This is a genomic window from Streptomyces sp. 17_S59, from assembly GCF_056930295.1.
Genome location: NZ_JBXOWD010000001.1, coordinates 6,530,581 through 6,553,577, shown reverse-complemented (window position 1 = coordinate 6,553,577; position 22,997 = coordinate 6,530,581). Strand labels below are relative to the sequence as shown.

The following is a 22,997-nucleotide window of genomic DNA, read 5'->3' as shown; positions in this document are numbered from 1 at the left end:
CCGTCGGGGACCGGCCGGGACTCAGGAGGTTTCCTTTCATGGCGAAGGCGTACGGTTCCGCGGTCGGCAGACGGGCGGTGCTGCGGGGTTCCCTGGCCGCGGCCGGTGCGGCCGCCCTGCCGCCCCTGGCCGGGGCGGCGCCCGCACAGGCGCTCTCGGGACGGCCGAGCGCCGACTGGGGCATACAGGTCGGCGATGTGACGTCCTCCTCCGGGCTGGTGTGGGTCCGCTCGGACCGCCGGGCCCGGATGACCGTGGAGACCTCGGCGACCGAGTCCTTCCGCACGGTGCAGCGCTGGGCCGGGCCCGTCGTCGGCCCCGGCACGGACTTCACCGGCCGGACGGCCCTGCGCGGCCTGCCCGCCGGGGAGCGGATCCACTACCGGGTGCTGCTCGCCGACCCCGACGACCCCCGCCGCACGGGCCGCCCGGTGTACGGCTCGTTCCGCACCGCCCCGGCGCGCCGCGCGGACGTGCGGTTCGTCTGGTCGGGGGACCTCGCCGGGCAGGGCTGGGGCATCAACCCCGGCCTCGGCGGCTACCGGATCTTCGAGCACATGCGCCGGCTGGACCCGGACTTCTTCCTGTGCAGCGGCGACAACATCTACGCCGACAACCCGATCCAGGCGACGGTCGCCCTGCCCGGCGGCGGAATCTGGCGGAACGTCACCACCGAGGAGAAGTCCAAGGTGGCCGAGACGCTCGCGGAGTTCCGCGGGGCGTTCCGCTACAACCTGCTCGACGACAACCTGCGCCGCTTCAACGCCCAGGTCCCCACGGTCGTCCAGTGGGACGACCACGAGGTGCACAACAACTGGTACCCGGGCCAGCTCCTGGACGACGCCCGCTACACGGAGAAGCGGGCGGACGTCCTGTCGGCGCGCTCGCTGCGGGCGTTCGCCGAGTACTTCCCCGTCTCCACGCTCAGCCCGGACGCCGACGGGCGGGTCTACCGCGTGCTGCGGCACGGCCCGCTGCTGGACGTCTTCGTCCTCGACATGCGCACGTACCGCGACGCCAACTCCCCCGGCCGGCAGCCGCACGACACCCAGGGCATCCTGGGCGACCGCCAGCTCCAGTGGCTCAAGCGGGAGCTGGCGCGCTCGCGCGCCGTGTGGAAGGTGATCGCCGCCGACATGCCGCTGGGCCTGGTGGTGACGGACGGGCCGGTGGACTTCGAGGCGGTCGCGCAGGGCGACCCGGGGGCGCCGCTGGGCCGTGAGCTGCAGATCGCCGAGCTGCTGCGGCACATCAAGCACCGGCGGATCACCGGCACGCTGTGGCTGACGGCCGACGTGCACTACACGTCCGCCCAGCGCTACGACCCGGCGCGGGCGGCGTTCAAGGACTTCGCGCCGTTCTGGGAGTTCGTGACGGGCCCGCTCAACGCGGGCGGTTTCCCGGCCGTGCGGCTGGACGGCACCTTCGGGCCCGCCCAGCCCTTCGTCAAGGCGCCCGCGACGGCGAACGTCCCGCCCGGGCAGGACAGCCAGTTCTTCGGCGAGGTGGCCATCGACGGGGAGAGCGGTGAGCTGACCGTGCGGCTGCGCGACGAGAAGGCCGGCGTGCTGTTCACCAAGGTGCTCCAACCGGGGCGCGTCGGGCAGTGAGACCCCGCGGCCCGGTGCGATGGTGGCAGCCCGATCCGATGTGAGAGAGGTGCGGTGCCGTGGCCGAGCAGGTGGATGTCGTCGTCATCGGCATGGGTCCGGGGGGCGAGCACGCGGCCGGGCGGCTGGCCGAGTCCGGGCTGAGCGTGGTGGGCGTGGAGGCGGAGCTGGTCGGCGGCGAGTGCCCGTACTGGGCCTGTGTGCCGAGCAAGATGATGATCCGGGCCGGGAACCTGCTGGCCGAGGCGCGGCGCGTGCCCGGCATGGCCGGCTCCGCGGAGGTCTCCGCCGACTGGGCGCCGGTGGCCGCCCGGATCCGGGACGAGGCCACCGACGACTGGGACGACCGGGTCGCGGCCGACCGCTTCACCGGCAAGGGCGGCCGGCTGGTGCGCGGCCGCGGCAGGCTGGCCGGGCCCGGCCGGGTGGAGGTGGACGGGCCCGACGGCGGGTCCCTGGCGGCCCGGCGCGGGATCGTCCTCGCCACCGGCAGCAAGCCGCAGATTCCTCCGGTGCCGGGGCTCAAGGGCGTGCCGTACTGGACCAACCGGGACGCGATCGCGACGAAGGAGCCGCCGCGCTCGCTGCTCGTCCTCGGCGGCGGTGCCATCGGCATGGAGCTGTCGCAGATGTTCGCGCGCTTCGGCACGCGGGTCACGGTCGTCGAGGCGCTGGACCGGCTGCTCCCGCAGGAGGAGCCGGAGGCGGGCGAGCTGCTCGCCGAGGTGCTGGCGGGAGCGGGGCTCACGCTGCGGACCGGGGCGCGCGCGGCGGAGGTGCGGCACGCCGGGGACTCCTTCACACTCGTGCTGGAGGGCGGCGAGGAACTGACGGGCGACCGGCTGCTCGTCGCCACCGGCCGCCGGGCGAACCTGGCGGACCTGGGCCTGGAGACCGTGGGCCTCGACCCGGCGGCCCGCGCCCTGCGCACCGACGCACAGCTGCTGGCGGCGCCGGGGCTGTGGGCCGTGGGCGATGTGACGGGGCACGGGGCGTTCACCCATGTGGCCATGTACGAGGCGGAGATCGCGGTCCGCGCGATCCTGGGCGACCCCGGGCCGGACGCCGACTACCGCGCCCTGCCCCGGGTGACCTTCACCGACCCGGAGGTGGGCGCGGTGGGCCTGACCGAGCAGCAGGCCCGGGAGAAGGGACTGCGGGTGCGCACGGGCTGCTCGCAGGTTCCGTCCTCGTCCCGCGGCTGGATCCACAAGGCGGGCAACGAGGGCCTGGTGAAGCTCGTCGAGGACGCGGACCGCGGCGTGCTGGTCGGGGCGACCGCCGCCGGGCCGACGGGCGGCGAGGTGATGTACGGTCTCGCGGTGGCGGTGCAGGCGGAGGTGCCCGTGACGGCGCTGCGGCACATGATCTACGCCTATCCGACCTTCCACCGGGGCGTGGAGGACGCGTTGCGGGACCTGCGCGCCTAGGACCTGTCCGGTGGGGCGCGGCCGATGCGCGTTTCCGCCGGGAAAATTCCCCCACCGGGCACAGAAGCGAGCAGAAGCGGCCTTAACCCGCAGGACACAGCGCGTTCGTGATCACGCAACACCGCTCGGCCAGGGTGGTGGCATGACCGACGAGACACCGGCGAAGAGCCTCCACCGGCACCACCACTGGCGCCGGGACCTGGTGGAACTGGCCGCCCTGTTCACCGCGGTCGCCACCGCCGACTCCGTGGCCGGCACCGTGGCGCACGGCCCGCACGGGCCCGGCCTGCTGGTGGGCTCGGCCGGGGCGCTGATGGCCACGGCCGGGTTCCACACCTGGTGGTCCCGCCACCGGGGCCACGCCCGGCCCGCGCCGTCCGCGGACCCGGGCCCGGCGGCCGGACCATCCGCTCCGGCCGCCGGGGCCGCGGACGGCGGCGGCACGGCGCTGTGGCGGATGCGCACCACCGTGCGCGACGAGCCCGGCAGCCTGGCCGCGCTCTGCCTGGCCCTGGCCGGCCGGCGCGTGGACATCCTCACCCTCCAGACCCACCCGCTGGCCGACGGCACCGTCGACGAACTGCTGCTGCGCGCCCCGGCGGAGCTGGCCCCCGCCGAGCTGACGGAGGCCGCCCGCAGCGGTGGCGGCCGGGAGACCTGGCTGGAGCGGGCCGACGCCCACGACCTCGTGGACGCCCCCACCCGGGTGCTGAACCTCGCCACCCGCACCGCCCTCGACACCGCCGAACTGCCGCTTGCCCTGCGCCGGCTGCTCGGCCGCTGCACCATCCGCTCCGTACCGGCCCGCTCCCCGCAGCACGACGGGGCCGTGCCGGAGGGCGGCACCTGGGACGAGACGGTGATGCGGCTGCGCGACCCCTCCGGCGGGACGATCACCGTCGAGCGCCCGTATCCGCCCTTCACCCCCACCGAGTTCGCCCGGGCCCGCGCGCTGGTCGAGCTGGACGCGCGCCTCGGGCCGCGGGTACCGCCGCGCAGCGACGTGCTGACGCTGCCCGAGGGCAACGAGATCACCGTGCGCCGCTCGGACACCGGCGACCTGGCCGCCGCCCGCGAGCTGCACGACCGCTGCTCCCCGGCCACGCTCTCCCTCCGCTACCACGGCCCGGCCCGGGACGCCGACGGCTATCTCCGGCACCTGCTGAGCCCGCGCTTCGGCCGCACTCTGGCCGCGTACACCGCCTCGGGGCGGCTCGTCGCCCTCGGCCATCTGCTGTGGGACGGCGACGAGACGGAGGTGGCGCTGCTCGTCGAGGACGCGTGGCAGCGGCGCGGGGTCGGCGGGCGGCTGCTGGACCGGCTGGTGGGCATGGCCCGCGAGGCGGGCTGCGAGAGCGTCTACGCCGTCACCACCGCCTCCAACACGGGCATGGTCGCCACCATGCGCGCCCTGGACCTGCCGCTGGACTACCAGATGGAGGGCGGCACGCTCGTGGTCACCGCCCGGCTCGCCGCCGCGCCCCCGCCGTCCGGGGCGCTCGCCACGGCGGAGCACCGCATCCGGGAGACCTGCGCCCGGGACGGCCGGACGCCGGACAACTGACCGCATTTCCGGTGACGCGGCCGCCCCTCGCGTACGAGGATGAGCGCATGCCGAACAACACCAGTGCTCCGCTGCCCCGTCAGGTCGCCGACGCCCACGTCGACGCGTACATCCGGCTCGACCCCATCACCGGCACCTATCTGGGGGTGGCGGAGTGCGCCCGGCTCCTGCCGGACTTCTCGCCCGCGGGCCTGGAGGCCGTCGCCGGCCTGGCGCGCGCCACCCTGGCGGCGCTCGACGAGGCCGAGGCCCGGCCCGGCGCCGACAGCGACGAGGAGCGGCGCTGCGCCCGGCTGCTGCGCGAGCGGCTGACCGCCGAACTGGCCGTGCACGAGGCCGGGGAGCCGCTGCGCGCGGTCAGCAACATCCACTCGCCGCTGCACTCCGTGCGCGAGATCTTCACCATGATGCCCACGGAGACGGAGGACGACTGGGCGGCGATCGCCGCGCGGCTGCGCGCCGTGCCGGCGGCGCTCGACGGCTACCGGGCCGCCCTGGCCGAGGGGCTGGAGCGCGGCCTGCCGGGCGGCCCGCGCCAGGTGTCCACGGTCCTCGGGCAGTTGGGCGAGTGGATCGGTACGGGCAGCGGCTGGTTCGGCCAGTTCACGGCCGAGGGCCCGCAGGCGCTGCGCGCGGAGCTGGACGAGGCCGCCGGGATCGCGACGGGCGGCCTCGCCGCCCTGCGCGACTGGCTGCGCGACGTCTACGCCCCGGCCGTCGAGGGGGCGCCCGACGTCGTGGGCCGGGAGCGGTACGCGCGCTGGTCGCGCTACTGGAACGGCACCGACCTCGACCTGGACGAGGCGTACGCGTACGGCTGGTCGGAGTTCCACCGCATCCTCGGCGAGATGCGGGTGGAAGCGGAGAAGATCCTGCCGGGCGCGAAGACGCCCTGGGAGGCGCTGGCCCACCTCGACGTGCACGGCACCCACATCGAGGGCGTGGACGAGGTGCGGGTCTGGCTCCAGGGGCTGATGGACGAGGCCATCGAGGCACTGGACGGCACCCACTTCGAGCTGGCCGAGCGCGTCAAGCGCGTCGAGTCGCGGATCGCTCCCCCGGGCGGGGCGGCGGCCCCGTACTACAGCCAGCCGTCGGAGGACTTCTCGCGGCCCGGCCGCACCTGGCTGCCCACCATGGGCGAGACCCGGTTCCCGGTGTACGACCTGGTGTCCACCTGGTACCACGAGGGCGTCCCCGGCCACCACCTCCAGCTGGCGCAGTGGGTGCACGTGAAGGACCGGCTGTCCCGCTACCAGGCCTCGCTGGGCATGGTCAGCGCCAACTGCGAGGGCTGGGCGCTCTACGCCGAGCGCCTCATGGACGAGCTGGGCTTCCTCACCGACGCCGAGCGCCGGCTGGGCTACCTGGACGCGCAGATGATGCGCTCCACGCGCGTCATCGTCGACATCGGCATGCACCTGGGGCTGGAGATCCCCGGGCACTCCCCCTTCCACCCGGGCGAGCGCTGGACGCCGGAGCTGGCGCGGGAGTTCTTCGGCATGCACAGCGGGCGTCCGGCGGACTTCGTGGACAGCGAGCTGGTGCGGTACCTGGGCATGCCGGCCCAGGCGATCGGCTACAAGCTCGGCGAGCGGGCCTGGCTGACCGGCCGGGAGGCGGCCCGCAAGGCCCACGGCGACGCGTTCGACGCGAAGGCCTGGCACATGGCCGCGCTCTCCCAGGGCTCCCTGGGCCTGGACGACCTGGTGGCCGAGCTGTCGGCGCTCTGACCCGCCGCTCCGACCGGCCGGGCCGCCCGGGCCCGGCCGGTCAGCACCCGCAGTCGTCCGCACCGACGGGCGCCGTCAGCGGGTCGGGCTCCGAACGGCGGCTGCCCTCCCAGGTGTCGACGGCGTAGCCCTCGCGGATCCAGTACTCGATGCCGCCGAGCATCTCCTTGACGCGGTAGCCGAGGCGGGCGAGGGCGAGGGCCGCGCGCGTCGCGCCGTCGCAGCCGGGGCCCCAGCAGTACACGACAACGGGCACGGCGGGGTCGAGGAACCCGGCCGCCAGCTGCGGGATCTGCGCGGTGGGGAGGTGCACGGCGCCGGGGACGTGGCCCTGGTCCCAGGCCGCCGTGGAGCGGGAGTCGACGACCACGAAGTCCGCGGCGCCCGCGGCCAGGGCGGCGTGGACGTCGGCGACGTCGGTGTGGAAGGCGAGCCGGGCGGCGAAGTACGCCGCGGCGGCGTCGGGCGCGGCGGGCGGCACGGCGAGGACAGGGCTGGGGGCGGGGACGGGGGCGGGGGCAGGTGCGGAAGTCGCCGGGGTCGTGGTGTTCGCGGTGTTCGTGGTCTTCATGGTCATCGTGCTGTTCATGGTGAGAAAACTACGGACCTCGATCGCGTCAGCGAAGTGCCAATCCACGGCAAAGCCCTTGCCCGGCCGGGGATTCCACTGCTAGACAACGCACATGACCGGCTATTCCCCCGACGCCACCGACTGGCGCATCCTCGACGCCCTCCAGGCCAACGGCCGGGCGGGCTACGCCGAGCTGGCCCGTGCCGTGAACATGTCCGCCAGTGCCGTCACCGAGCGGGTCCGGCGTCTGGAGGAGGCCGGGGTCATCGGCGGCTACACCGTCGTCGTGGACCCCGAGAAGCTGGGGCTGCCCGTGCTCGCCTTCGTGCGCCTGCGGTACCCGAACGGGAACTACAAGCCCTTCCACGACCTGCTGGCCACGACGCCGGAGATCCTGGAGGCGCACCACGTCACCGGCGACGACTGCTTCGTCCTCAAGGTCTCCGCCCGCTCCATGCGCCACCTGGAGGAGGTGGCGGGCCGGATCGGCGGCCTGGGGGCGGTCACCACGAGCGTCGTCTACTCCTCGCCGCTCCCCCGCCGCGCGCTCAGCCGCCGGCCGTCGCCGTCCGGTGCCGGACAGCCGAGCCCGACCGCTCCTTGACCACCTGGAGCTGCGCCGGGATGCGCTGCCTGAGGTCGGCGACGTGGCTGACGATGCCCACCGTGCGGTCCCGCTCGCGCAGCGAGTCCAGGACGTCCAGGACCTCGTCGAGGGTCTGCTCGTCGAGGCTGCCGAAGCCCTCGTCGATGAAGAGCGTGTCCAGCCGGGTGCCGCCCGCCTCCTCGGTGACCACGTCGGCCAGGCCGAGCGCGAGCGACAGCGAGGCGAAGAAGGTCTCCCCGCCGGAGAGGGTCGCGGTGTCGCGCTCCCGGCCCGTCCAGGCGTCGGCGACGTGCAGGCCGAGCCCCGAGCGGCCGCGCCCGCCGGCCCTCGCGTCGGAGTGGACGAGCGTGTAGCGGCCGGAGGACATGCGCTGGAGGCGCGCGGACGCGGCGGCCGCGACCTGCTCCAGGCGGGCGGCCAGGACGTACGACTCCAGGCGCATCCGGCGCTCGTTGCGCGCGGACGTGCCCGCGGCGAGGAAGGCGAGGCCGGCCACCCGGTGGTACTCCTCGCGCAGCGGGGCGAGCCGGCGGGCGTCGGCGAGGGCCTCGGCGGAGAGCCGGTCCAGGTCCTCGCAGCGGGTACGGGCCGCGGCCTCCTCCGCGGAGGCCCGGCGCAGGAGGCGGGTCGCGGCCTCCGCGGCCGCCCGGGCCGCCTCCGGCTCGGCAGGCGGCTGTGCGGCGGCATCCGCGGCGGCCGGGTCGGCCAGCCCGGCCGCGACCGCGGCCTCCTCGCGCTGCCAGGCGTCGAGCCGGTCCGCCAGCTCCCGCTGCGCGGGGGCGTCCAGCAGGGCCGCGGCCGCGTGGCCGGGGGTGCCGAAGCCCGCCCGGTAGGCGGCGTCGGCGAGCCGGTCGTCGGCCTCCTTGAGGCGGGCCGCGGTGCGTCCGGCCTCGCGCACCGCCTCGGCCGCGGCGGCGACGCGCGCCAGCCGCTCCTCCAGCAGGGCCGCGCGCCGGGCGACGGTCTGCTCGCCCCCGCGTGCGCGGGCCAGCTCCCCTTCCAGGGAGCGGAGTTCGCGGTCGAGGTCCTCGCGGTGGGAGTCGCGGGCGGCGATGCGCAGCCCCGTCTCCTGCTGGTCCCGGCGGCGGCGCTCGCACTCGCGCTCGGCGCTGTCCAGGGCCTCCCGGGCCGCGGGCAGGCCGGCTCCGGCGTCCCGTGCCCCGGCGAAGGAGCGCTCCAGTTCCCGGGCGGCCTGCGCCAGTTCGGCGAGCGGGGCGGGGCCCGCGGCGGCCGTGGCACCGGCGAGGGCCTCGCGCACGGACCGTACGCGCGAGTCGGCCTCGTCGCGCACCTCCTCGGCGCACCGGCACGCCTCCAGCGCGGCCTCCTCGGCCGCCCGGTCCACCTGCCCGGCTCCGGCGCGCGCCGGGGCGGGATGCTCGGTGGCTCCGCAGACGGCGCACGGGGTGCCGGTCTCCAGGCCGGCCGCCAGCTCGGCGGCGATCCCGCGCAGCCTGCGGTCCTTGAGGTCGAGCCAGTGCTCGCGGGCGGCCGCCGCGTCCTCGCGGGCCGTCAGCAGCCGGGCCTCGGCGGCTTCGGTGTCCTGGGCGAGGGCGTCCCGGCGGCGGGCGGCGTCGACCCGGCGCCGGGCGTCCTCGAGCCGGGCGTCCAGCTGCCCGGCGCGGGCGGCCGCGGCCTGGGCCGCCTCGACGCGCTCCAGGTGGGCGCGGCGGGTGGTCTCCCAGCCGGCGAGCCACTGGGCGGTCTCGGCGCAGGCGTCCTCGTCGGCGCGGGCCTCGCGCTCCAGCCGCACCGCCTCCGCGGTGATCTCGGCGGCCCGGGCCTCCGCCCGGCGCGCGGCGGAGAGCGAGCCGAGGTCCTCGCGCAACCGGGCCTCCAGGGCGGCCAGTTGGTCGCCGCCCGCGTCCCGGTGCCCGTCCGGGAGGCAGCGCCGGGCCTCCTCCTCGGCGGCCGTCGCGGCGCGGTGCCGGGCCTCGGCGGCGTCGCGCAGCTCCAGGGCGGGTGCGACGGTCCCGGCGGCGCGGGCCCGGTCCAGGCGCTCGCGGTCCAGGTCCCGCTCCGGCCGCTCCGCCGCCAGGGCGTCGGCGCGCTGCCGGGCCCGGGCGTGGCGGCGCTGGAGACGGTCCAGCTCCGCTACCGCGCCGGCCCGGTCCTGGGCGGCCCGGTGTGCGCGCTCGGCGGCGCGCACCGCGACCACGGCGACGTCCCGGCGCTCCCGCGCGTGCGTACGGGCGAGGGCGGCCCACTCCAGGATCGCCTCGGCGAGCCCGGCGTCGCCGGGTGCGAGCACGGCGTCCTCGGCGGTGCGCTGCGCGGGGACGGCGGCGCCCTGCGCCGCCCGCGCCGGGGCGGGCGTGCCCATCTCGGGCAGCGACGGGTCGGCGGCCGCCTGCCACATGCGGTGGCCGAGCGCGAGCAGCCGCTCGTCACCGGACCGCACCCGGGCCTCCGCCGCGCGGCGCAGCTCCGTGAGCCGGTCCTCGACCGCGGCGAACCGGCCGGTGTCGAAGAGCCTGCCCAGCAGCTTCCCGCGCGCGGTGTCCTCGGCGCGCAGGAAGCGGGCGAACTCGCCCTGCGGCAACAGCACGACCTGGCAGAACTGCTCCCGGCTCATGCCGAGCAGCTGGGTGATCTCCTCGCCGATCTCCTGGTGCGAGCGGCTGAGGCCCTTCCACTCCCCGCCGGGGGTCTGCTCGCGCAGGGCGCCGTGGGCCCGCTCGCGGGTGTGGCCGGTGCCGCGCTTCTTGGGGCGGAGCTGCTCGGGGCGCCGGGTGATCTCCAGCCGCCGCCCGCCGGCGGTCAGCTCCAGCACGACCTCGGTGAGGGTGCCGGGGTCGGCGTGGTCGCTGCGCAGGGTCAGGCCGGCGGCCTGCCGGGTGCCCGGGACGCTGCCGTAGAGGGCGTAGCAGACCGCGTCCAGGACGGAGGTCTTGCCCGCTCCGGTGGGCCCGTGCAGCAGGAAGAGGCCGGCGGCGGACAGCTCGTCGAAGTCGATGTGCTGGGTGCCGCCGAAGGGGCCGAAGGCGGTGACGGTGAGCCGGTGCAGTCTCAACGGGTCACCTCGCGGACAGTCTCGTCGAGCCGCACGGCGTCGAGCGCGGCGGTCAGCACAGCCTGTTCGGCGGCGTCGGGGCCCTGTCCGCCGCGCACATGGGCCACGAAGTCCTCGGCGATCTGCTGGTCGGTGCGGCCCCGGAGCCGCTGGGCGTAGGAGGCCAGCGGGTCCTCGGGGGCGTGGTCGGGCTCGAAGGCGAGGCTCAGCGTGTGCGGGAAGCGGCGGGCGAGCCGGGCCATGGGCTCGTCCGGCCGCACCGGGTCGGTGAGGGTCGCCTCGACCCAGGCCTCCGTGTGCGGCTCCAGCCGGGGGTCGGCCAGCAGGTCGTCCAGGCGGCCGCGGATCCGGGCGAGCGGGCGGGGCACCGGGCAGTCGACGCGCGCGGCGGTCACCGAGCCCTCGGCGTCCAGGTCGACCAGCCACATGGTCTTGCGATGGCCGGCCTCCGAGAAGGAGTAGGCGAGGGGGGAGCCGGAGTAGCGGATCCGCTCGGTGAGGGACTGGCAGCCGTGGAGGTGTCCGAGGGCGGTGTAGTGGACGCCGTGGAAGACCTCGGCGGGGACGGAGGCCACGCCGCCGACGGTGATGTCGCGCTCGCTGTCGCTGGGCGTGCCGCCGGCGACGAAGGCGTGGGCGAGGACGACGGCCCGGGTCCCGGCGGGCCGCGCGGCGAGGTCGGCCCGCACCCGGTCCATGGCGGCCTCCAGCACGGCCGCGTGGGCGGCCCGGTCGGCGCCCAGCTCGTCCCGGACGAGGGCGGGCTCGAGGTAGGGCAGCCCGTAGAAGGCGACGTCGCCGTGCGCGTCGGCGAGCAGGACGGGCGTGCCGCAGCCGGCGGGGTCGGTGCGCAGGTGGATGCCGACCCGCTCGATGAGGCCCGCGGCCACGCCGAGCCGGCGGGCGGAGTCGTGGTTGCCGGAGATCATGACCGTGGGCACGCCGAGGTCCGCGAGCCGGTGCAGGGCCTCGTCGAACAGCTCCACGGCGGAGAGCGGCGGCACCGCGCGGTCGTAGACGTCCCCGGCGACGAGCACGGCGTCGACGTGCTCCTCGCGCACGGTCCGCACGAGGTGGTCGAGGAAGGCGCGCTGGGCGTCGAGCAGGCTCACGCGGTGGAAGGACCGGCCGAGGTGCCAGTCCGATGTGTGCAGGATCCTCAACGCTCCGCTCCGCCCCGCATGTTCGTCTTCCTCCGCCGGTGATCCGCCGATGATGCCGTTGCCCCCGGTGCGCCGGGGGCGGGGTGCGCTCAGGCGTCCCCGTACGCCTCGCCGCCGAGTTCGAGGACGGCGGTGCCCGCGGTGGTGTCCGCGAGCCACGCCCGGAACTCCGGCAGGTCGGCCTCCGGCAGCCCGATCTCGATGCTGACCCCCGTACCGTAGGTCACATGGCGCACCGCGCGCCCCGTCGCCCGCAGTTCGTTCTCCAGTTTTCCGGCCCGCTGGTGGTCGACGGTGACCGTGGCCAGGCGGTACCGGCGGCGGGTCACGGTGCCGACGGTGTCGAGGGCCTCGCCGACGGCGCCCCCGTAGGCGCGGATGAGGCCGCCCGCGCCGAGCTTGATGCCGCCGAAGTAGCGGGTGACGACGGCCACGACGTACCGCATCTCGCGGCGCACCAGCATCTGGAGCATCGGCACGCCCGCGGTGCCGCCCGGCTCCCCGTCGTCGCTCGCCTTCTGGACGGAGCCGTCGGCGCCGATGACGTAGGCCCAGCAGTGGTGCCGGGCGGTGGGGTGCTCCTTGCGGATGCGCGCGATGAAGGCCTGCGCCTCCTCCTCGGTCGCGGCGGGGGCGAGGGCGCAGATGAACCGCGATTTGTTGATTTCCGTCTCGTGCACGCCCTCGTGCGCGACCGTCTTGTACTCGTCCTGCATCCCACCCGCCCTGTCCCAGCGTCTGACCTGGTCAAACAAGTCAATCGGGAATTTTACCCACCGGTGAGGCGGGCCGTGATGCGGGCCAGGGCCGCCAGGTCCTCCGGCGGGAGGGCCAGCAGGGCCGGGGGCGGGGTGCCGAGGATGTGCTCGGCGCGCTCGGCCGCCGCGCGGCCCGCCGGAGTGACCGAGACGATCTTGGAGCGGCGGTCCGCCGGGTTGGCGGAGCGTTCGACCAGGCCGCGGCCGGCCAGGTCGTCGACCACGAGCGTGGTGTAGGGCCGGTCGGTCACCAGCTGCTCGGCCAGCTCCCCGAGGGTCAGCGGTTCCCGGGCGATCCTGCGCAGCGCCTTGATGCGGAAGAAGCTCATGCCGAGCGCGTCGACCACCTCCTTGCGACGCTCGTTGCCGCCGAGGACGATCTCCCGGAGGTTCTTCCAGGCGCGGCGGGCGTCGGCGGTACGGGCGTCGTGGGCGGTCATCGTGTCGTCACCGGGATCCTGCTCTGTTCGCTGTCCAAACGGACCGCCGAGCGCTCGGCGGTCCGGGCCGCCCAGCGGCCGGTGGTGATCGTACCGATGACGAGGACGGCCAGTCCGCACACGGTGACGATCCACCAGCCGGTGCGCTGCGCCCCGGCCGCGGCAGCGCCGATGACGGCGACGCCGAGGGAGCTGCCGACCTGGCGGCTGGTGGAGGCGACGGCCGCGGCGACCCCGGCCCGGGAGCGGGGCATGCCGGAGACCGCGGTGTTGGTGATGGGCGCATTGACGAGCCCGAAGCCGATGCCGAAGACGACGTACGCGGCAGTCATCAGGAGGCCGGAGGAGGATCCGGCGTCGAAGGCCGCGAACATCACGCCGCTCGCGGTCATGGCGAGGCCCGCGAGCACGAGCGGCAGCCGGGGACCGCGGGCTGCCACGAGCCGGCCCGACAGCGGGGCGAAGACCAGGCACATGAGGGCCATGGGCAGCATGTGGAGGCCGGCCTGGAGGGCCGACAGTCCGCGCTCGTTCTGCAGGCGCAGGGTGTTGAGGAAGAGGAAGCCGCTGAGCGCGGCGAAGGCGCTGACGGCTGTGGCGGTGGCCCCGCTGAAGGGTGCGCTGCGGAAGAGCCGGGGCTCGACGAGGGCGTCGACGCGGCGTCGTTCGTAGCCGGCGAGGGCGGCGAGCGAGCCGGCGGCGACGGCGAAGCAGCCCAGGATGAGCGGCGACGTCCAGCCCGCGGCCGGACCCTCGATGACGCCGTAGGTGAGGGTGCCGAGCAGTGCGATCACCAGCAGCTGGCCGACGGGGTCGGGGCGGCGCGGCCGGGGCGCGCGGGATTCGGGCACGTAGCGGGCGGTGAGGGCGAGCGCCGCCAGGCCGACCGGCAGGTTGATCCAGAAGATCGCGCGCCAGCCGGTCGTCTCCACGAGCGCGCCGCCGAGGACGGGGCCGGCAGCCATGCTGATGCCGACCACGCCGCCCCACACGCCGATGGCGCGAGCCCGCTCCCGGGGGTCGGTGAAGGTGTTGGTGATGATCGACATGGCGACGGGGTTGAGCATGGAGCCGCCGACGGCCTGGACCGTACGGAAGGCGATCAGCCAGCCCAGGCCGGGAGCGAGGCTGCACAGCACGGATCCGGCGGTGAAGAGCACGAGGCCGGCCTGGAAGACGCGGCGGCGGCCGAGGCGGTCGGCGGTGGAGCCGGCGAGCATCAGGAGCGAGGCGAGCACCAGGGTGTAGGCGTCGACGGTCCACTGCAGTCCGGAGACGGAGGCGTGCAGTTCCTTCTGCACGGAGGGCAGGGCGACATTGAGGATGGTGTTGTCGAGGCTGACCATCAGCAGGCTCGTGCAGCAGATGGCCAGGACCAGCAGCCGATGGCGCCGGGAGATTTCGGGCACGGGACCCCCCAGTTGAGAACCCGGAGAATTAGTTGTAATCCTGCAATGGTTTAAAGAGTACAACTACCCGGGCCGGCGCACACAACACCGGTGCCGGATCACGGGAATGGTCCGGCAGGACGGCTCGTTGAGCGGGCATGTATGCAGAACCGGGGATCATCCGGAAGATCATCGAGGGGACCGGCGACACGTGGGCAGTGGTCGGTCTGTCGTCCAATGAACAGCGCGCCGCGTTCCGCGTCGCCGAGGTGCTGCAGAGTCACGGCAAGCGGATCGTGCCCGTCCATCCCAGAGCCGATGCGGTGCACGGGGAGCGGGGGTACGCCTCACTGGCGGAGATCCCCTTCCCCGTCGACGTGGTCGACGTGTTCGTGAGATCCGAACAGGCCGGCGGGATCGCGGACGAGGCGGTCCGGATCGGCGCGAAGGCGGTCTGGTTCCAGCTCGGAGTGATCGACGAGCAGGCGTACGCGCGGACCCGGGACGCCGGTCTGCACATGGTGATGGACCGCTGCCCGGCGATCGAGATCCCGCGGCTGCGCCGGTGACGGAAGGAGGGGCGGCCCGGAGCGGGCCGCCCCTCCCCGTTCAGCGGGCGGGCGGGACGGCGACGACCATCGTCATCCCGACGGGCTCCGCGCCGTCGTTGCGATAGGTGTGCGGGACGTTCGCCTCGAAGGTCGCCGACGTGCCGGCCGGCACGCGGTGCTCCGCGCCGTCCACCACGAGCGTCAGCTCACCGGCCGTCACCCGGAGCATTTCCACCGTGCCGGGCGGGTGCGGGTCCGAGGAGCTGTGGTCGCCGGGCACGATCAGCCACTCCCACAGCTCCAGCGGCCCGCGCGCCTCGGTGCCCACGAGCAGCGAGGTGTGACTGCCGGCCTCGGTGGACCACATCCGCACCACCTGGTCCTCCGGCACGAGCCGGACGCGCGCGCCCTGCTCGTAGTCGAGGAGGGTGGTGATGCTGACGCCGAGGGCGTCGGCGAGCTTGACCGTGGTGCCGACGCTGGGGTTCGTACGGGCCTGTTCGATCTGGATGATCATGCCGCGGCTGACTCCGGAGCGGGCCGCCAGGGCGTCGAGGGTGAAGTTGCGCTCGCCGCGCCAGCGCTTGAGGTTGCGGGCGAGCGACTGCGTGAGCTGGTCGAGATCGGTCACGATCCGTCACGTCCAATATATTAATTAATGAAGTTCAGCGGCCTGTACTACGGTGTAGGGACTCACCGTCCACCACACTGTACTGCGAGGTCTTCCCCATGACACCGGTCTTCGCCCTGGCCACCAGCCTCATGTGGGGGCTGGCCGACTTCGGCGGCGGGCTGCTCACCCGGCGCATGCCCGCCCTGACCGTGGTCCTGGTCTCGCAGCTGCTGGCGGTGGGCGCGCTGGGCACGATCGTGGTCGCCACCGGCGGCTGGTCCGAGGCCGGACCGCAGCTGTGGTACGCGGTGGCGGCCGGTGTGGTGGGCCCGGCGGCGATGCTCGCCTTCTACCGCGCGCTGGCGCTCGGGCCCATGGGGGTCGTCTCGCCGCTCGGCGCGCTGGGCGGGGTGGCCGTGCCGGTCGGCGTCGGGCTCGTCCTCGGCGAGCGGCCCGGGGTGCTGCAGGTGGCGGGCATCGCGGTCGCGGTGGCCGGGGTCGTCCTGGCCAGCGGACCGGGGCTCGGCGGGGCGCCCGTGCAGCGGCAGACCCTGGTGCTCACGCTGGTGGCGGCCTTCGGCTTCGGCTCGGTGATGGCGCTGATCTCCCAGGCCTCGCACAACCTCACCGGGCTGTTCCTCGCCCTGTTCGTCCAGCGGCTGTGCAACGTGGCCGTCGGCGCGGGCGCGCTCTACGCCTCCGTCCGCCGGGGCACGCCCGCGCTGCCGGCCGAGGGGTGGAGCGCGATCCGCTCGGCGCTGCCCGCGCTCGCCTTCGTCGGACTGGCGGACGTGGCCGCCAATGGCACGTACAGCGTGGCCGCGCACCACGGCCCGGTGACCGTCGCGGCCGTCCTCGCCTCGCTCTACCCGGTGGTCACGGCGCTCGCCGCCCGCGGCGTGCTGCGCGAGCGGCTGCGCACGGTGCAGGCGGCGGGCGCGGGCCTGGCCCTGGTGGGCACGGTGCTGCTGGCCACGGGCTGACTCAGCCCGCCCTCCCCCGGCCCGCCGCGGCGTCGCGGTGGGCCTTCGCCAGCTCCAGGTACATCGCGGCATTCACGCGAATGTGCTCGCGCTCCTCGTCGGTGAGCTGCCGCCGGACCTTGGCGGGCACCCCGGCGACCAGGGAGCCGGGCGGCACCTGCATGCCCTGGGGCACCAGCGCCTGGGCCGCGACCAGCGAACCGGCCCCGATCACGGCCCCGTTGAGGACGGTCGCCCCCATCCCGACGAGCACGTCGTCCTCGACGGTGCAGCCGTGCAGCACGGCGTTGTGGCCGACGGTCACCCGCTCGCCGACGGTGACCGGGAAGCCCGGGTCGACATGCACCGTGCAGTTGTCCTGGACGTTGCTGCCCGCCCCGATCCTGATCGGGCCGCAGTCGGCCCGCAGCACGGCGTGGTACCAGACGCTCGCGCCCGCGGCCAGGGCCACGTCGCCGAGCACGACGGACGTCGGCGCGGTGAACGCCTCCGGGTCCACCTCCGGCTCCTTGCCGCCCACACCCGAAACCAGCGCTTCCACTGCTTCCTCCTCGCCCGTCACACGATCATCGTCCGTGACGGCACGTTAGGCGACGGGGCCGCGGGAACGCGAAGGGGCCCCCGGCCTGAAGCCGGGGGCCCCTTCCGCCGTACGCCCCGTCACTCCGCGGCGGCGACCGGCTCCGTCTCGCGCGCCTGCTCGGCGTCGTGCGCGGCGGCGGCCTTCTTCGCCTTGATCCGCATCACCACGAACGAGCCCAGGCCGAAGAGGAGGGCGGCCACCAGGCCGAGCCAGGAGAACTTGCCGATCCACTCCTCGGCGACCTTGCCCACGGTGTAGATCAGCGCGACCGTGCCGCCGGCCCAGCAGATGCCGCCGAGCACGTTGGCGATGAGGAACTTCCAGTACGGCATCTTCAGCACGCCTGCGAGGGGACCCGCGAAGATCCGCAGCAGGGCGATGAAGCGGCCGACGAAGACGGCCCACATGCCCCACTTCTGGAAGGCGCCCTCCGCGGTGGCGACGTGGTGGGGGCCGAAGTGCTTGGGGAACTTCCGGCCGAGCCACTCGAGCAGCGGCTTGCCGCCCTTGCGGCCGATCAGATAGCCGATGGAGTCACCGACGATCGCGCCCGCGACGGCGCAGGCGCCCAGGACGTAGGGGTTGATGTGGTCCTGGGAGGCGGCCAGCAGCGTGGCGCTGACGAGCACGATCTCACCGGGAAGCGGGATGCCCAGGCTCTCCAGCCCGATGACCCCGCCCACCAGAAGGTAGACGGCGATCGCCGGTACTGTCTCGAGCCACTCCTGGATGTGCAACGCCGGTTCCTCCCCGGTTGACGCCTGATACCCGGCGTGCGCCCACGCAGGGACGCACGCCGGGAAGCCTACTGGAGGTAAGGACTCGTTCCGAGGCCGGCCGGTTGAGGGGAGGCGGCTACTTGTTCGGACGCAGGGTCCACACGACGGTCATCTCGCCCGTTTCCGCCCCGTCCTCCCGCGTGATCGAGATCCGCACCGGGAACTCCGGGCGCTCCCCCGCGTCCAGCTCCGCGACCACGTCGGCGGCCGGGCGGCCCAGCTCGGCGGTGGCGGTGACGGGGCCCATGGCGAGCTTCTTGTAGCCGATCTCGGCCCGTACGGCCAGCGGCACGGCCCGGGAGAGCTGGTCGCCGAAGGCGGCCAGGACGATCGCGCCGCTCGCCGACTCGGCGAGGGTGAACATCGCGCCGGCGTGCGGGCCGCCGACGTGGTTGTGATAGTCGGGCTGGTCGGGCAGGCGGACGACGGCGCGCTCCGGAGTGGCCTCCTCGAAGACGAGGTTGAGGGTGCGGGCCATGGGCACGGTGGCCAGGAGGGCGTCGCCGATCGCGGGCTGGGTCTGTGACATGCCGGTAAGTTACCAGCCGGTAGCAACGCCGGGAAGGGGTGCCGTAGTACAACTGTCGGAGCGGCCCTCTATGGTTATCGGCCATGTGGCCAGGACAGCAGCCGCCCGGGGGCGAGCAGAACCCGCAACAACCGAACCCGTACCAGCAGCCGGGTCCGCACCAACCCAACCCGTATCAGCAGCCGGGTTACCAGCAGCAGCCCAATCCGTACCAGCAGCCGGTCGGGGCGCAGCCCAACCCCTATCAGCAGCCGACCCAGCAGTGGCAGGCCCCGGCCGCGCCCCCCGGCGCCCCGCAGCCGCCGCCGGAGAAGCGCAGCAAGCGCACCACGGTCATCGCCCTGACGGCGGCCGTGGCGGTGGTCGCCGCCGCGGTGATCACCGGAGTGGTCGTCATGAAGGACGGCGGCAAGGGCGACGACCAGAAGGGCAACGAGGCCAAGACCTCGTCCTCCGCGCCCGCCGCGCCCTCGGCCTCGGCCTCCGCGAGCCAGGGCGGGGACTCCCCGGAGGACAACCCGCGCGCGGGCGGCGACGTCAAGCCGGTGATCGACGGCTGGAAGCCCGTCGTCAACTCCAAGCGGCACGACGCCTTCGACGTGCCGCCGGACTGGACGGTGGAACCGCCGTCGCAGTCCCACGCCTTCGGCGACGACAAGGGCCAGCCCATCGTCGTCATGTCGTCCACCGCCACGTACAAGAAGGACGAGTGCGCCAAGAACACGTCCCGGGGCGGTGCGGGCACCAAGGGCGCGCAGGGCGCCAAGAGCCCGGAGGACGCGGCCGAGACGGAGGCGCTGAACTGGGTGTTCGCGGCCTACGACCAGAAGAAGACCGGCAAGTTCGACACCACCAAGGCCAAGCCGTTCAAGAGCGACAACGGGCTGACCGGCGTCACGGCCTCGGCCACCGTCACCGGGGTCACGAAGACCGACAAGTGCTCCTCCGACGGCAAGGCCTTCACGGTGACCTACAAGGACACCTCCGGTGACCTGGCCACCTGGGTGCTCTACGCCGACAAGGGAGTGGACGGAGAGCTGCCCGACGACGTGATCCAGAAGATCATGAGCACGCTCCGTCCCCTTCCGTCCTCCTGAGACACGCCCTGAACCCCGAGCCGCCGGGCAGCCGTCAGCCCACGCTGAACGCGCCGCCCGGCGGCTCGGGCGACTGCACCGCGTCCGCGTCCGCCACCGGCACCGCCCCGCTCGCGAACCGGGCCAGGGCGGCGCCGTGCTCGACCCGCGCCGGGAAGGCGTCGGCCGCGGCGCGGCGGGCCAGCTCGGCGACGGGCAGCGGAGTGTGCGCGGCGACGAGGACGGCGTTGCCGAAGCGGCGGCCGCGCAGCATCGAGGGCTCCGCGATCAGGCACAGCTCCTCGAAAACGGCCGCGAAGGTGGCCACCTGGGCGCGGAGGAAGGCGAACGGCGCCCCGTCCGCCAGGTTGGCCAGGTAGTGGCCCTCCGGCCGCAGCACCCGGGCGGCCGTGCGCGCGTACTCGAGCGAGGTCAGGTGCGCGGGCACCCGGGAGCCGCCGAAGACGTCCGCGACGATCACATCGGCGGAGGCATCGGGAGCGGTCTCCAGCTCCCGGCGGGCGTCCCCCTGCCGCACCTCGATGCCGCAGTCCGCGGGCAGCGGCAGGTGCTCCTCGACCAGGGCGATCAGACCCCGGTCGGCCTCCACCACCCGCTGGCGCGAGCCGGGCCGGGTAACCGCCGTGTAGCGGGGCAGGGTGAGCGCACCGCCGCCCAGGTGGAGGACGTCGAGCGGCCGGCCCGGTTCGGCGACGGCGTCCAGGACGTGCGCGAGGCGCCGGGCGTACTCGAACTCGAGGTACGTGGGGTCGTCCAGGTCGACGTACGACTGGGGTGCGCCGTCGACGGTCAGCAGCCAGGCCCGGGAGCGGTCCACATCGGGCAGAAGCTTGGCGGTGCCCGAGTCCACATCGCGCGTCACGGGTATCGGTTCGTTCACCCCTTCATTCTGCCTGCCGGGGCGGCTCGCCCCCGGACCGCTGCGCCCGGCCCGTCCTGAAGCCGTCCAGCCACGTCTGGACCATGTGCCGGATCACCGCCCTGAGCTGCTGGGCGGTGAGCACCTTCTCCAGATGTCCCTGGCGCAGCGCCAGCCTCGCCCTTCGCTCGGCCGCCACGAACAATGCCATCCGGTCGGCCTGACCGTCCCGTTCCACAGCCCCTTCCCGCCCCTCTTCCATGGCAGCAACCCTAGGTCGGGCCCCGCTCGGGGGCACGTGATTTCCCGGCGGGCGGCCCGGGTGCCCGGACGCCGGGCGGATGATCGAGGACGACCGTTCGCCACCGTTCCGTTGCCATCTCCCGCGGAGCGCCTCACCAGGGCATCCGCGTCGGTTACGCTCCTTCGATGCTCGATCCCGCCGCGCCGCCCCCCGGCCTCGCCGAGCGTCGCACCCGTGTGCTGCTGTCCCCGTGGTCCCGGCTGGGGCTGCTCGTCGTGCTGCTCGGCTGTGCCGTGGCGACCGTCCTGGTGTGCCGCCCCGAACGGCTGCTCACCGAGTGGCGGCCGGAGCGGCTGTCCGGCGGCGTGGCCGTCGTGCTGTTCGCGCTCGCCTACGGGCTGTGCACCGCGGCGTTCGTACCGCGCCCGGTGCTCAATCTCGCCGCGGGCGCGCTCTTCGGCGGCCCGCTCGGCACGGGGCTCGCCGTGGTGGGCACGGTGCTGGGCTCGGCCGCGGCCTTCGGCCTGGGACGGCTGCTGGGGCAGGACGCGCTGCGGCCGCTGCTGCGCGGGCGGTGGCTGAAGGCCGCCGACCGGCAGCTGGGCCGGCACGGCTTCCGGTCGATGCTGGCGCTCCGGCTCTTCCCCGGGCTGCCCTTCGCCGCCGTCAACTACGGCGCGGCGGTCTCCCGGGTGGGGTGGCTGCCCTTCCTCCTGGCCACCGCGCTGGGCAGCACGCCCGCCACCGCGGCCTATGTGATCGCGGGCAGCCATGCGACGTCCCCCACCTCGCCCGCGTTCGTCGCGGCGACGGCCTTCCTCGCGGTCACGGGGGCGGCGGCGGTGATCGTGGCCTGGCGCAAGAAGGGCCGGCTGCGGCCCGGCCGTCCGCGCCGGAGCTGAAGGCGCGCACACATTTGCCATTGATTGCCCCCGGTACTCCCCTGTTGTGGAGGATTGGGGTCCGGAGCAATGGGAAGCGAGAAGGCGGAAGCGACTGATCCGCCTCATTCCGCGCACGACGGGCACACCCGTCCCGACACCCACCGTCGGCACCACGCACTCCGGAGCACGTGTGAAGAAGGCTGTCGTCCCCACCCCCGTCACGGCGCCGGGAGCCCTGCCCCTCCTCGGCCACGCACTCCCCCTGCTGCGCGATCCCCTGCGATTCCTGACCTCTCTCCCGGCCCACGGCGACCTGGTGCGGGTCCGGGTGGGCCCGTACGACGCACACCGGAGACAGCGCCGCATGGTCCAGCCCGCCTTCCGCCCCTCCCGGCTGCCCGGTTACGCCCGGGTCATGGCGGAGCAGATCACGGCGGTCACCGGAGCCTGGCAGGACGGCGGGATCGTCGACGCCCGCACCGAGATGATGGCGATCACCACCCGGGTCGCCGTGCTGACGATGTTCGGGGGGCGGCCGGCGCCGTCCCCGGCCGTGCTGCAGCGGCTCACCGACGACTTCACCACGGTCCTGACGGGCATCACCCGGCGTGCGCTGCTGCCGCCGCGGGCGGACGGGCTGCCCACGCCCGGCAACCGCCGCTACGGCCGGGCGGTCGGGCGGCTCCGCCGGACGATCCACCGGATGATCGCCGAGCACCGGGCGGACGGCACCGACCACGGGGACCTGCTGTCCATGCTCCTGGCGGCGCGGGACGGGCCGTCCCCGGACGGCACGCCGGGCGCGGCAACCGGCCCCGGCGGCGACGGCACGGGCGCCTGCCCGGCGCACGGCACGGGCGACCCGCGCGACTGGAGGCGGACGCCGTCCTCGGGGGCGGCCCGGCGGCCCTCGGCCACCTGCCGGAGCTGGAGCGGACCGACCGGATCGTCACCGAGTCCCTGCGGCTGTACCCGCCCGTCTGGCTGCTCACCCGCATCGTCACCGCCGACACGCGGCTGGGCGGGCAGCCGGTGCCCGCGGGCACCACCGTGGCGTTCAGCCCCTACCTGCTGCACCGCCGGGCCGATCTCCACCCGGATCCGGAGCGCTTCGACCCGGACCGCTGGGCCCCGGCGCCCGACCGCCTCCGCAGCGCGGCGCAGCGTCCGTACAGCGCCTTCATCCCCTTCGGGGGCGGCGCCCGCAAGTGCATCGGCGACGCCTTCGGTCTCACCGAAGCCGTCCTGGCCCTGGCCTCGATCGCCGCCGGCCGGCGCCTGGAACCCGTCCCGGGCCGTCCGGTGCGCCCCGTGCCGGGGGGCGTGCTGTGCCCGCAGCGGCTGGTGATGCGGACGCTGCGGCGGCAGCCGCGCGTGCATCCCGTGAGCAACGGCCCGCGGTCCAGGAGGCCTTCGGCCCGCGGTTGCCGAGCAAGGAGTCAAGCGCCGGAAAAGGCGGGGAAGTTGCCGGCCCCTCGCCCGCGAAGGCGCGAAAGCCCGCTGGTCGGACGATCCCCCGCATCGCCCGACCAGTGGGCACACCGGTCCCCCCAACCAGCCCCGGAGGAAGGACAACCCGGCACTCACTGAGTATATTG

At 74.7% G+C, this 22,997-nt stretch carries 22 protein-coding genes; 10 read left to right on the top strand and 12 right to left on the bottom strand.

What is annotated here, in order from left to right; genetic code table 11:
• Positions 1-38: 38 nt before the first annotated feature.
• The 4 genes from AC1Z4A_RS29605 to AC1Z4A_RS29590 all read left to right on the top strand — a co-directional run bounded on the left by AC1Z4A_RS29605 (position 39) and on the right by AC1Z4A_RS29590 (position 6,337).
• Positions 39-1,610 carry an alkaline phosphatase D family protein gene (locus AC1Z4A_RS29605; RefSeq protein WP_483682938.1) on the top strand — a complete coding sequence of 524 codons (1,572 nt, stop codon included), beginning with the start codon at positions 39-41 and terminating at the stop codon, positions 1,608-1,610.
• 59 nt (positions 1,611-1,669) lie between these two features.
• Positions 1,670-3,040 (top strand): dihydrolipoyl dehydrogenase family protein, encoded by a 1,371-nt coding sequence (locus tag AC1Z4A_RS29600; protein WP_483682937.1) that lies wholly within the window; start codon positions 1,670-1,672, stop codon positions 3,038-3,040.
• Between the two features lie 142 nt (positions 3,041-3,182).
• Positions 3,183-4,604 (top strand): N-acetyltransferase family protein, encoded by a 1,422-nt coding sequence (locus AC1Z4A_RS29595; protein WP_483682936.1) that lies wholly within the window; start codon positions 3,183-3,185, stop codon positions 4,602-4,604.
• A 47-nt stretch (positions 4,605-4,651) separates the two neighbouring features.
• Positions 4,652-6,337: a DUF885 domain-containing protein gene (locus AC1Z4A_RS29590; RefSeq protein WP_483682935.1), complete on the top strand. Its 1,686-nt coding sequence runs from the start codon at positions 4,652-4,654 to the stop codon at positions 6,335-6,337.
• Between the two features lie 40 nt (positions 6,338-6,377).
• Here AC1Z4A_RS29590 and AC1Z4A_RS29585 read toward each other — a convergent pair whose 3' ends face one another.
• Positions 6,378-6,926 (bottom strand): rhodanese-like domain-containing protein, encoded by a 549-nt coding sequence (locus tag AC1Z4A_RS29585; RefSeq protein ID WP_483682934.1) that lies wholly within the window; start codon positions 6,924-6,926, stop codon positions 6,378-6,380.
• 94 nt (positions 6,927-7,020) lie between these two features.
• Here AC1Z4A_RS29585 and AC1Z4A_RS29580 point away from each other — a divergent pair, with 94 nt between their 5' ends.
• A complete protein-coding gene (locus AC1Z4A_RS29580; protein WP_483682933.1) occupies positions 7,021-7,512 on the top strand; it encodes an Lrp/AsnC family transcriptional regulator in 492 nt (163 codons plus the stop codon).
• Here AC1Z4A_RS29580 and AC1Z4A_RS29575 read toward each other — a convergent pair.
• The 5 genes from AC1Z4A_RS29575 to AC1Z4A_RS29555 form a co-directional block, all read right to left on the bottom strand.
• Positions 7,457-10,528: an AAA family ATPase gene (locus tag AC1Z4A_RS29575; RefSeq protein WP_483682932.1), complete on the bottom strand. Its 3,072-nt coding sequence runs from the start codon at positions 10,526-10,528 to the stop codon at positions 7,457-7,459. The genes AC1Z4A_RS29580 and AC1Z4A_RS29575 overlap by 56 nt on opposite strands.
• Positions 10,525-11,691 (bottom strand): exonuclease SbcCD subunit D, encoded by a 1,167-nt coding sequence (locus AC1Z4A_RS29570; protein WP_483682931.1) that lies wholly within the window; start codon positions 11,689-11,691, stop codon positions 10,525-10,527. Before AC1Z4A_RS29570 ends, AC1Z4A_RS29575 begins: the two co-directional genes overlap by 4 nt.
• Positions 11,692-11,780: 89 nt before the next feature.
• Positions 11,781-12,407 carry a YigZ family protein gene (locus AC1Z4A_RS29565; RefSeq protein ID WP_483682930.1) on the bottom strand — a complete coding sequence of 209 codons (627 nt, stop codon included), beginning with the start codon at positions 12,405-12,407 and terminating at the stop codon, positions 11,781-11,783.
• Between the two features lie 53 nt (positions 12,408-12,460).
• Entirely contained in the window at positions 12,461-12,889 is a 429-nt protein-coding gene (locus AC1Z4A_RS29560) for a MarR family winged helix-turn-helix transcriptional regulator (RefSeq protein WP_483682929.1), read from the bottom strand.
• Positions 12,886-14,298: an MFS transporter gene (locus AC1Z4A_RS29555; RefSeq protein WP_483682928.1), complete on the bottom strand. Its 1,413-nt coding sequence runs from the start codon at positions 14,296-14,298 to the stop codon at positions 12,886-12,888. The genes AC1Z4A_RS29560 and AC1Z4A_RS29555 overlap by 4 nt, the downstream gene beginning before the upstream one ends.
• Before the next feature lie 137 nt (positions 14,299-14,435).
• Here AC1Z4A_RS29555 and AC1Z4A_RS29550 point away from each other — a divergent pair, with 137 nt between their 5' ends.
• Positions 14,436-14,846 carry a CoA-binding protein gene (locus AC1Z4A_RS29550; protein ID WP_483682927.1) on the top strand — a complete coding sequence of 137 codons (411 nt, stop codon included), beginning with the start codon at positions 14,436-14,438 and terminating at the stop codon, positions 14,844-14,846.
• A gap of 40 nt (positions 14,847-14,886) precedes the next feature.
• Here the strand turns inward: AC1Z4A_RS29550 and AC1Z4A_RS29545 are convergent, their stop codons facing one another.
• A complete protein-coding gene (locus AC1Z4A_RS29545) occupies positions 14,887-15,459 on the bottom strand; it encodes a helix-turn-helix domain-containing protein (protein ID WP_483682926.1) in 573 nt (190 codons plus the stop codon).
• A gap of 98 nt (positions 15,460-15,557) precedes the next feature.
• Here AC1Z4A_RS29545 and AC1Z4A_RS29540 point away from each other — a divergent pair, with 98 nt between their 5' ends.
• Positions 15,558-16,424 (top strand): EamA family transporter, encoded by an 867-nt coding sequence (locus AC1Z4A_RS29540; RefSeq protein WP_483682925.1) that lies wholly within the window; start codon positions 15,558-15,560, stop codon positions 16,422-16,424.
• A gap of 1 nt (position 16,425) precedes the next feature.
• Here the strand turns inward: AC1Z4A_RS29540 and AC1Z4A_RS29535 are convergent, their stop codons facing one another.
• From AC1Z4A_RS29535 to AC1Z4A_RS29525, 3 genes are all read right to left on the bottom strand, one after another.
• Entirely contained in the window at positions 16,426-16,956 is a 531-nt protein-coding gene (locus tag AC1Z4A_RS29535) for a gamma carbonic anhydrase family protein (protein WP_483683773.1), read from the bottom strand.
• A gap of 128 nt (positions 16,957-17,084) precedes the next feature.
• Positions 17,085-17,744: a DedA family protein gene (locus tag AC1Z4A_RS29530; protein WP_483682924.1), complete on the bottom strand. Its 660-nt coding sequence runs from the start codon at positions 17,742-17,744 to the stop codon at positions 17,085-17,087.
• Positions 17,745-17,862: 118 nt separating this feature from the next.
• Entirely contained in the window at positions 17,863-18,315 is a 453-nt protein-coding gene (locus AC1Z4A_RS29525; protein WP_483682923.1) for a DUF4442 domain-containing protein, read from the bottom strand.
• A gap of 83 nt (positions 18,316-18,398) precedes the next feature.
• On the opposite strand from AC1Z4A_RS29525, the gene AC1Z4A_RS29520 reads away from it, so the two are divergent.
• Positions 18,399-19,412, top strand: coding sequence for a DUF8017 domain-containing protein (locus AC1Z4A_RS29520; protein WP_483682922.1), 1,014 nt, complete (start codon positions 18,399-18,401; stop codon positions 19,410-19,412).
• A gap of 34 nt (positions 19,413-19,446) precedes the next feature.
• Here the strand turns inward: AC1Z4A_RS29520 and AC1Z4A_RS29515 are convergent, their stop codons facing one another.
• Complete coding sequence (locus AC1Z4A_RS29515; protein WP_483682921.1) at positions 19,447-20,292, bottom strand: spermidine synthase; 846 nt, start codon at positions 20,290-20,292, stop codon at positions 19,447-19,449.
• Positions 20,293-20,296: 4 nt separating this feature from the next.
• Positions 20,297-20,482, bottom strand: coding sequence for a hypothetical protein (locus AC1Z4A_RS29510; RefSeq protein WP_483682920.1), 186 nt, complete (start codon positions 20,480-20,482; stop codon positions 20,297-20,299).
• 218 nt (positions 20,483-20,700) lie between these two features.
• Here AC1Z4A_RS29510 and AC1Z4A_RS29505 point away from each other — a divergent pair, with 218 nt between their 5' ends.
• Positions 20,701-21,417 (top strand): TVP38/TMEM64 family protein, encoded by a 717-nt coding sequence (locus AC1Z4A_RS29505; RefSeq protein ID WP_483682919.1) that lies wholly within the window; start codon positions 20,701-20,703, stop codon positions 21,415-21,417.
• 69 nt (positions 21,418-21,486) lie between these two features.
• Entirely contained in the window at positions 21,487-22,989 is a 1,503-nt protein-coding gene (locus AC1Z4A_RS29500; RefSeq protein ID WP_483683772.1) for a cytochrome P450, read from the top strand.
• Positions 22,990-22,997 lie beyond the last annotated feature (8 nt).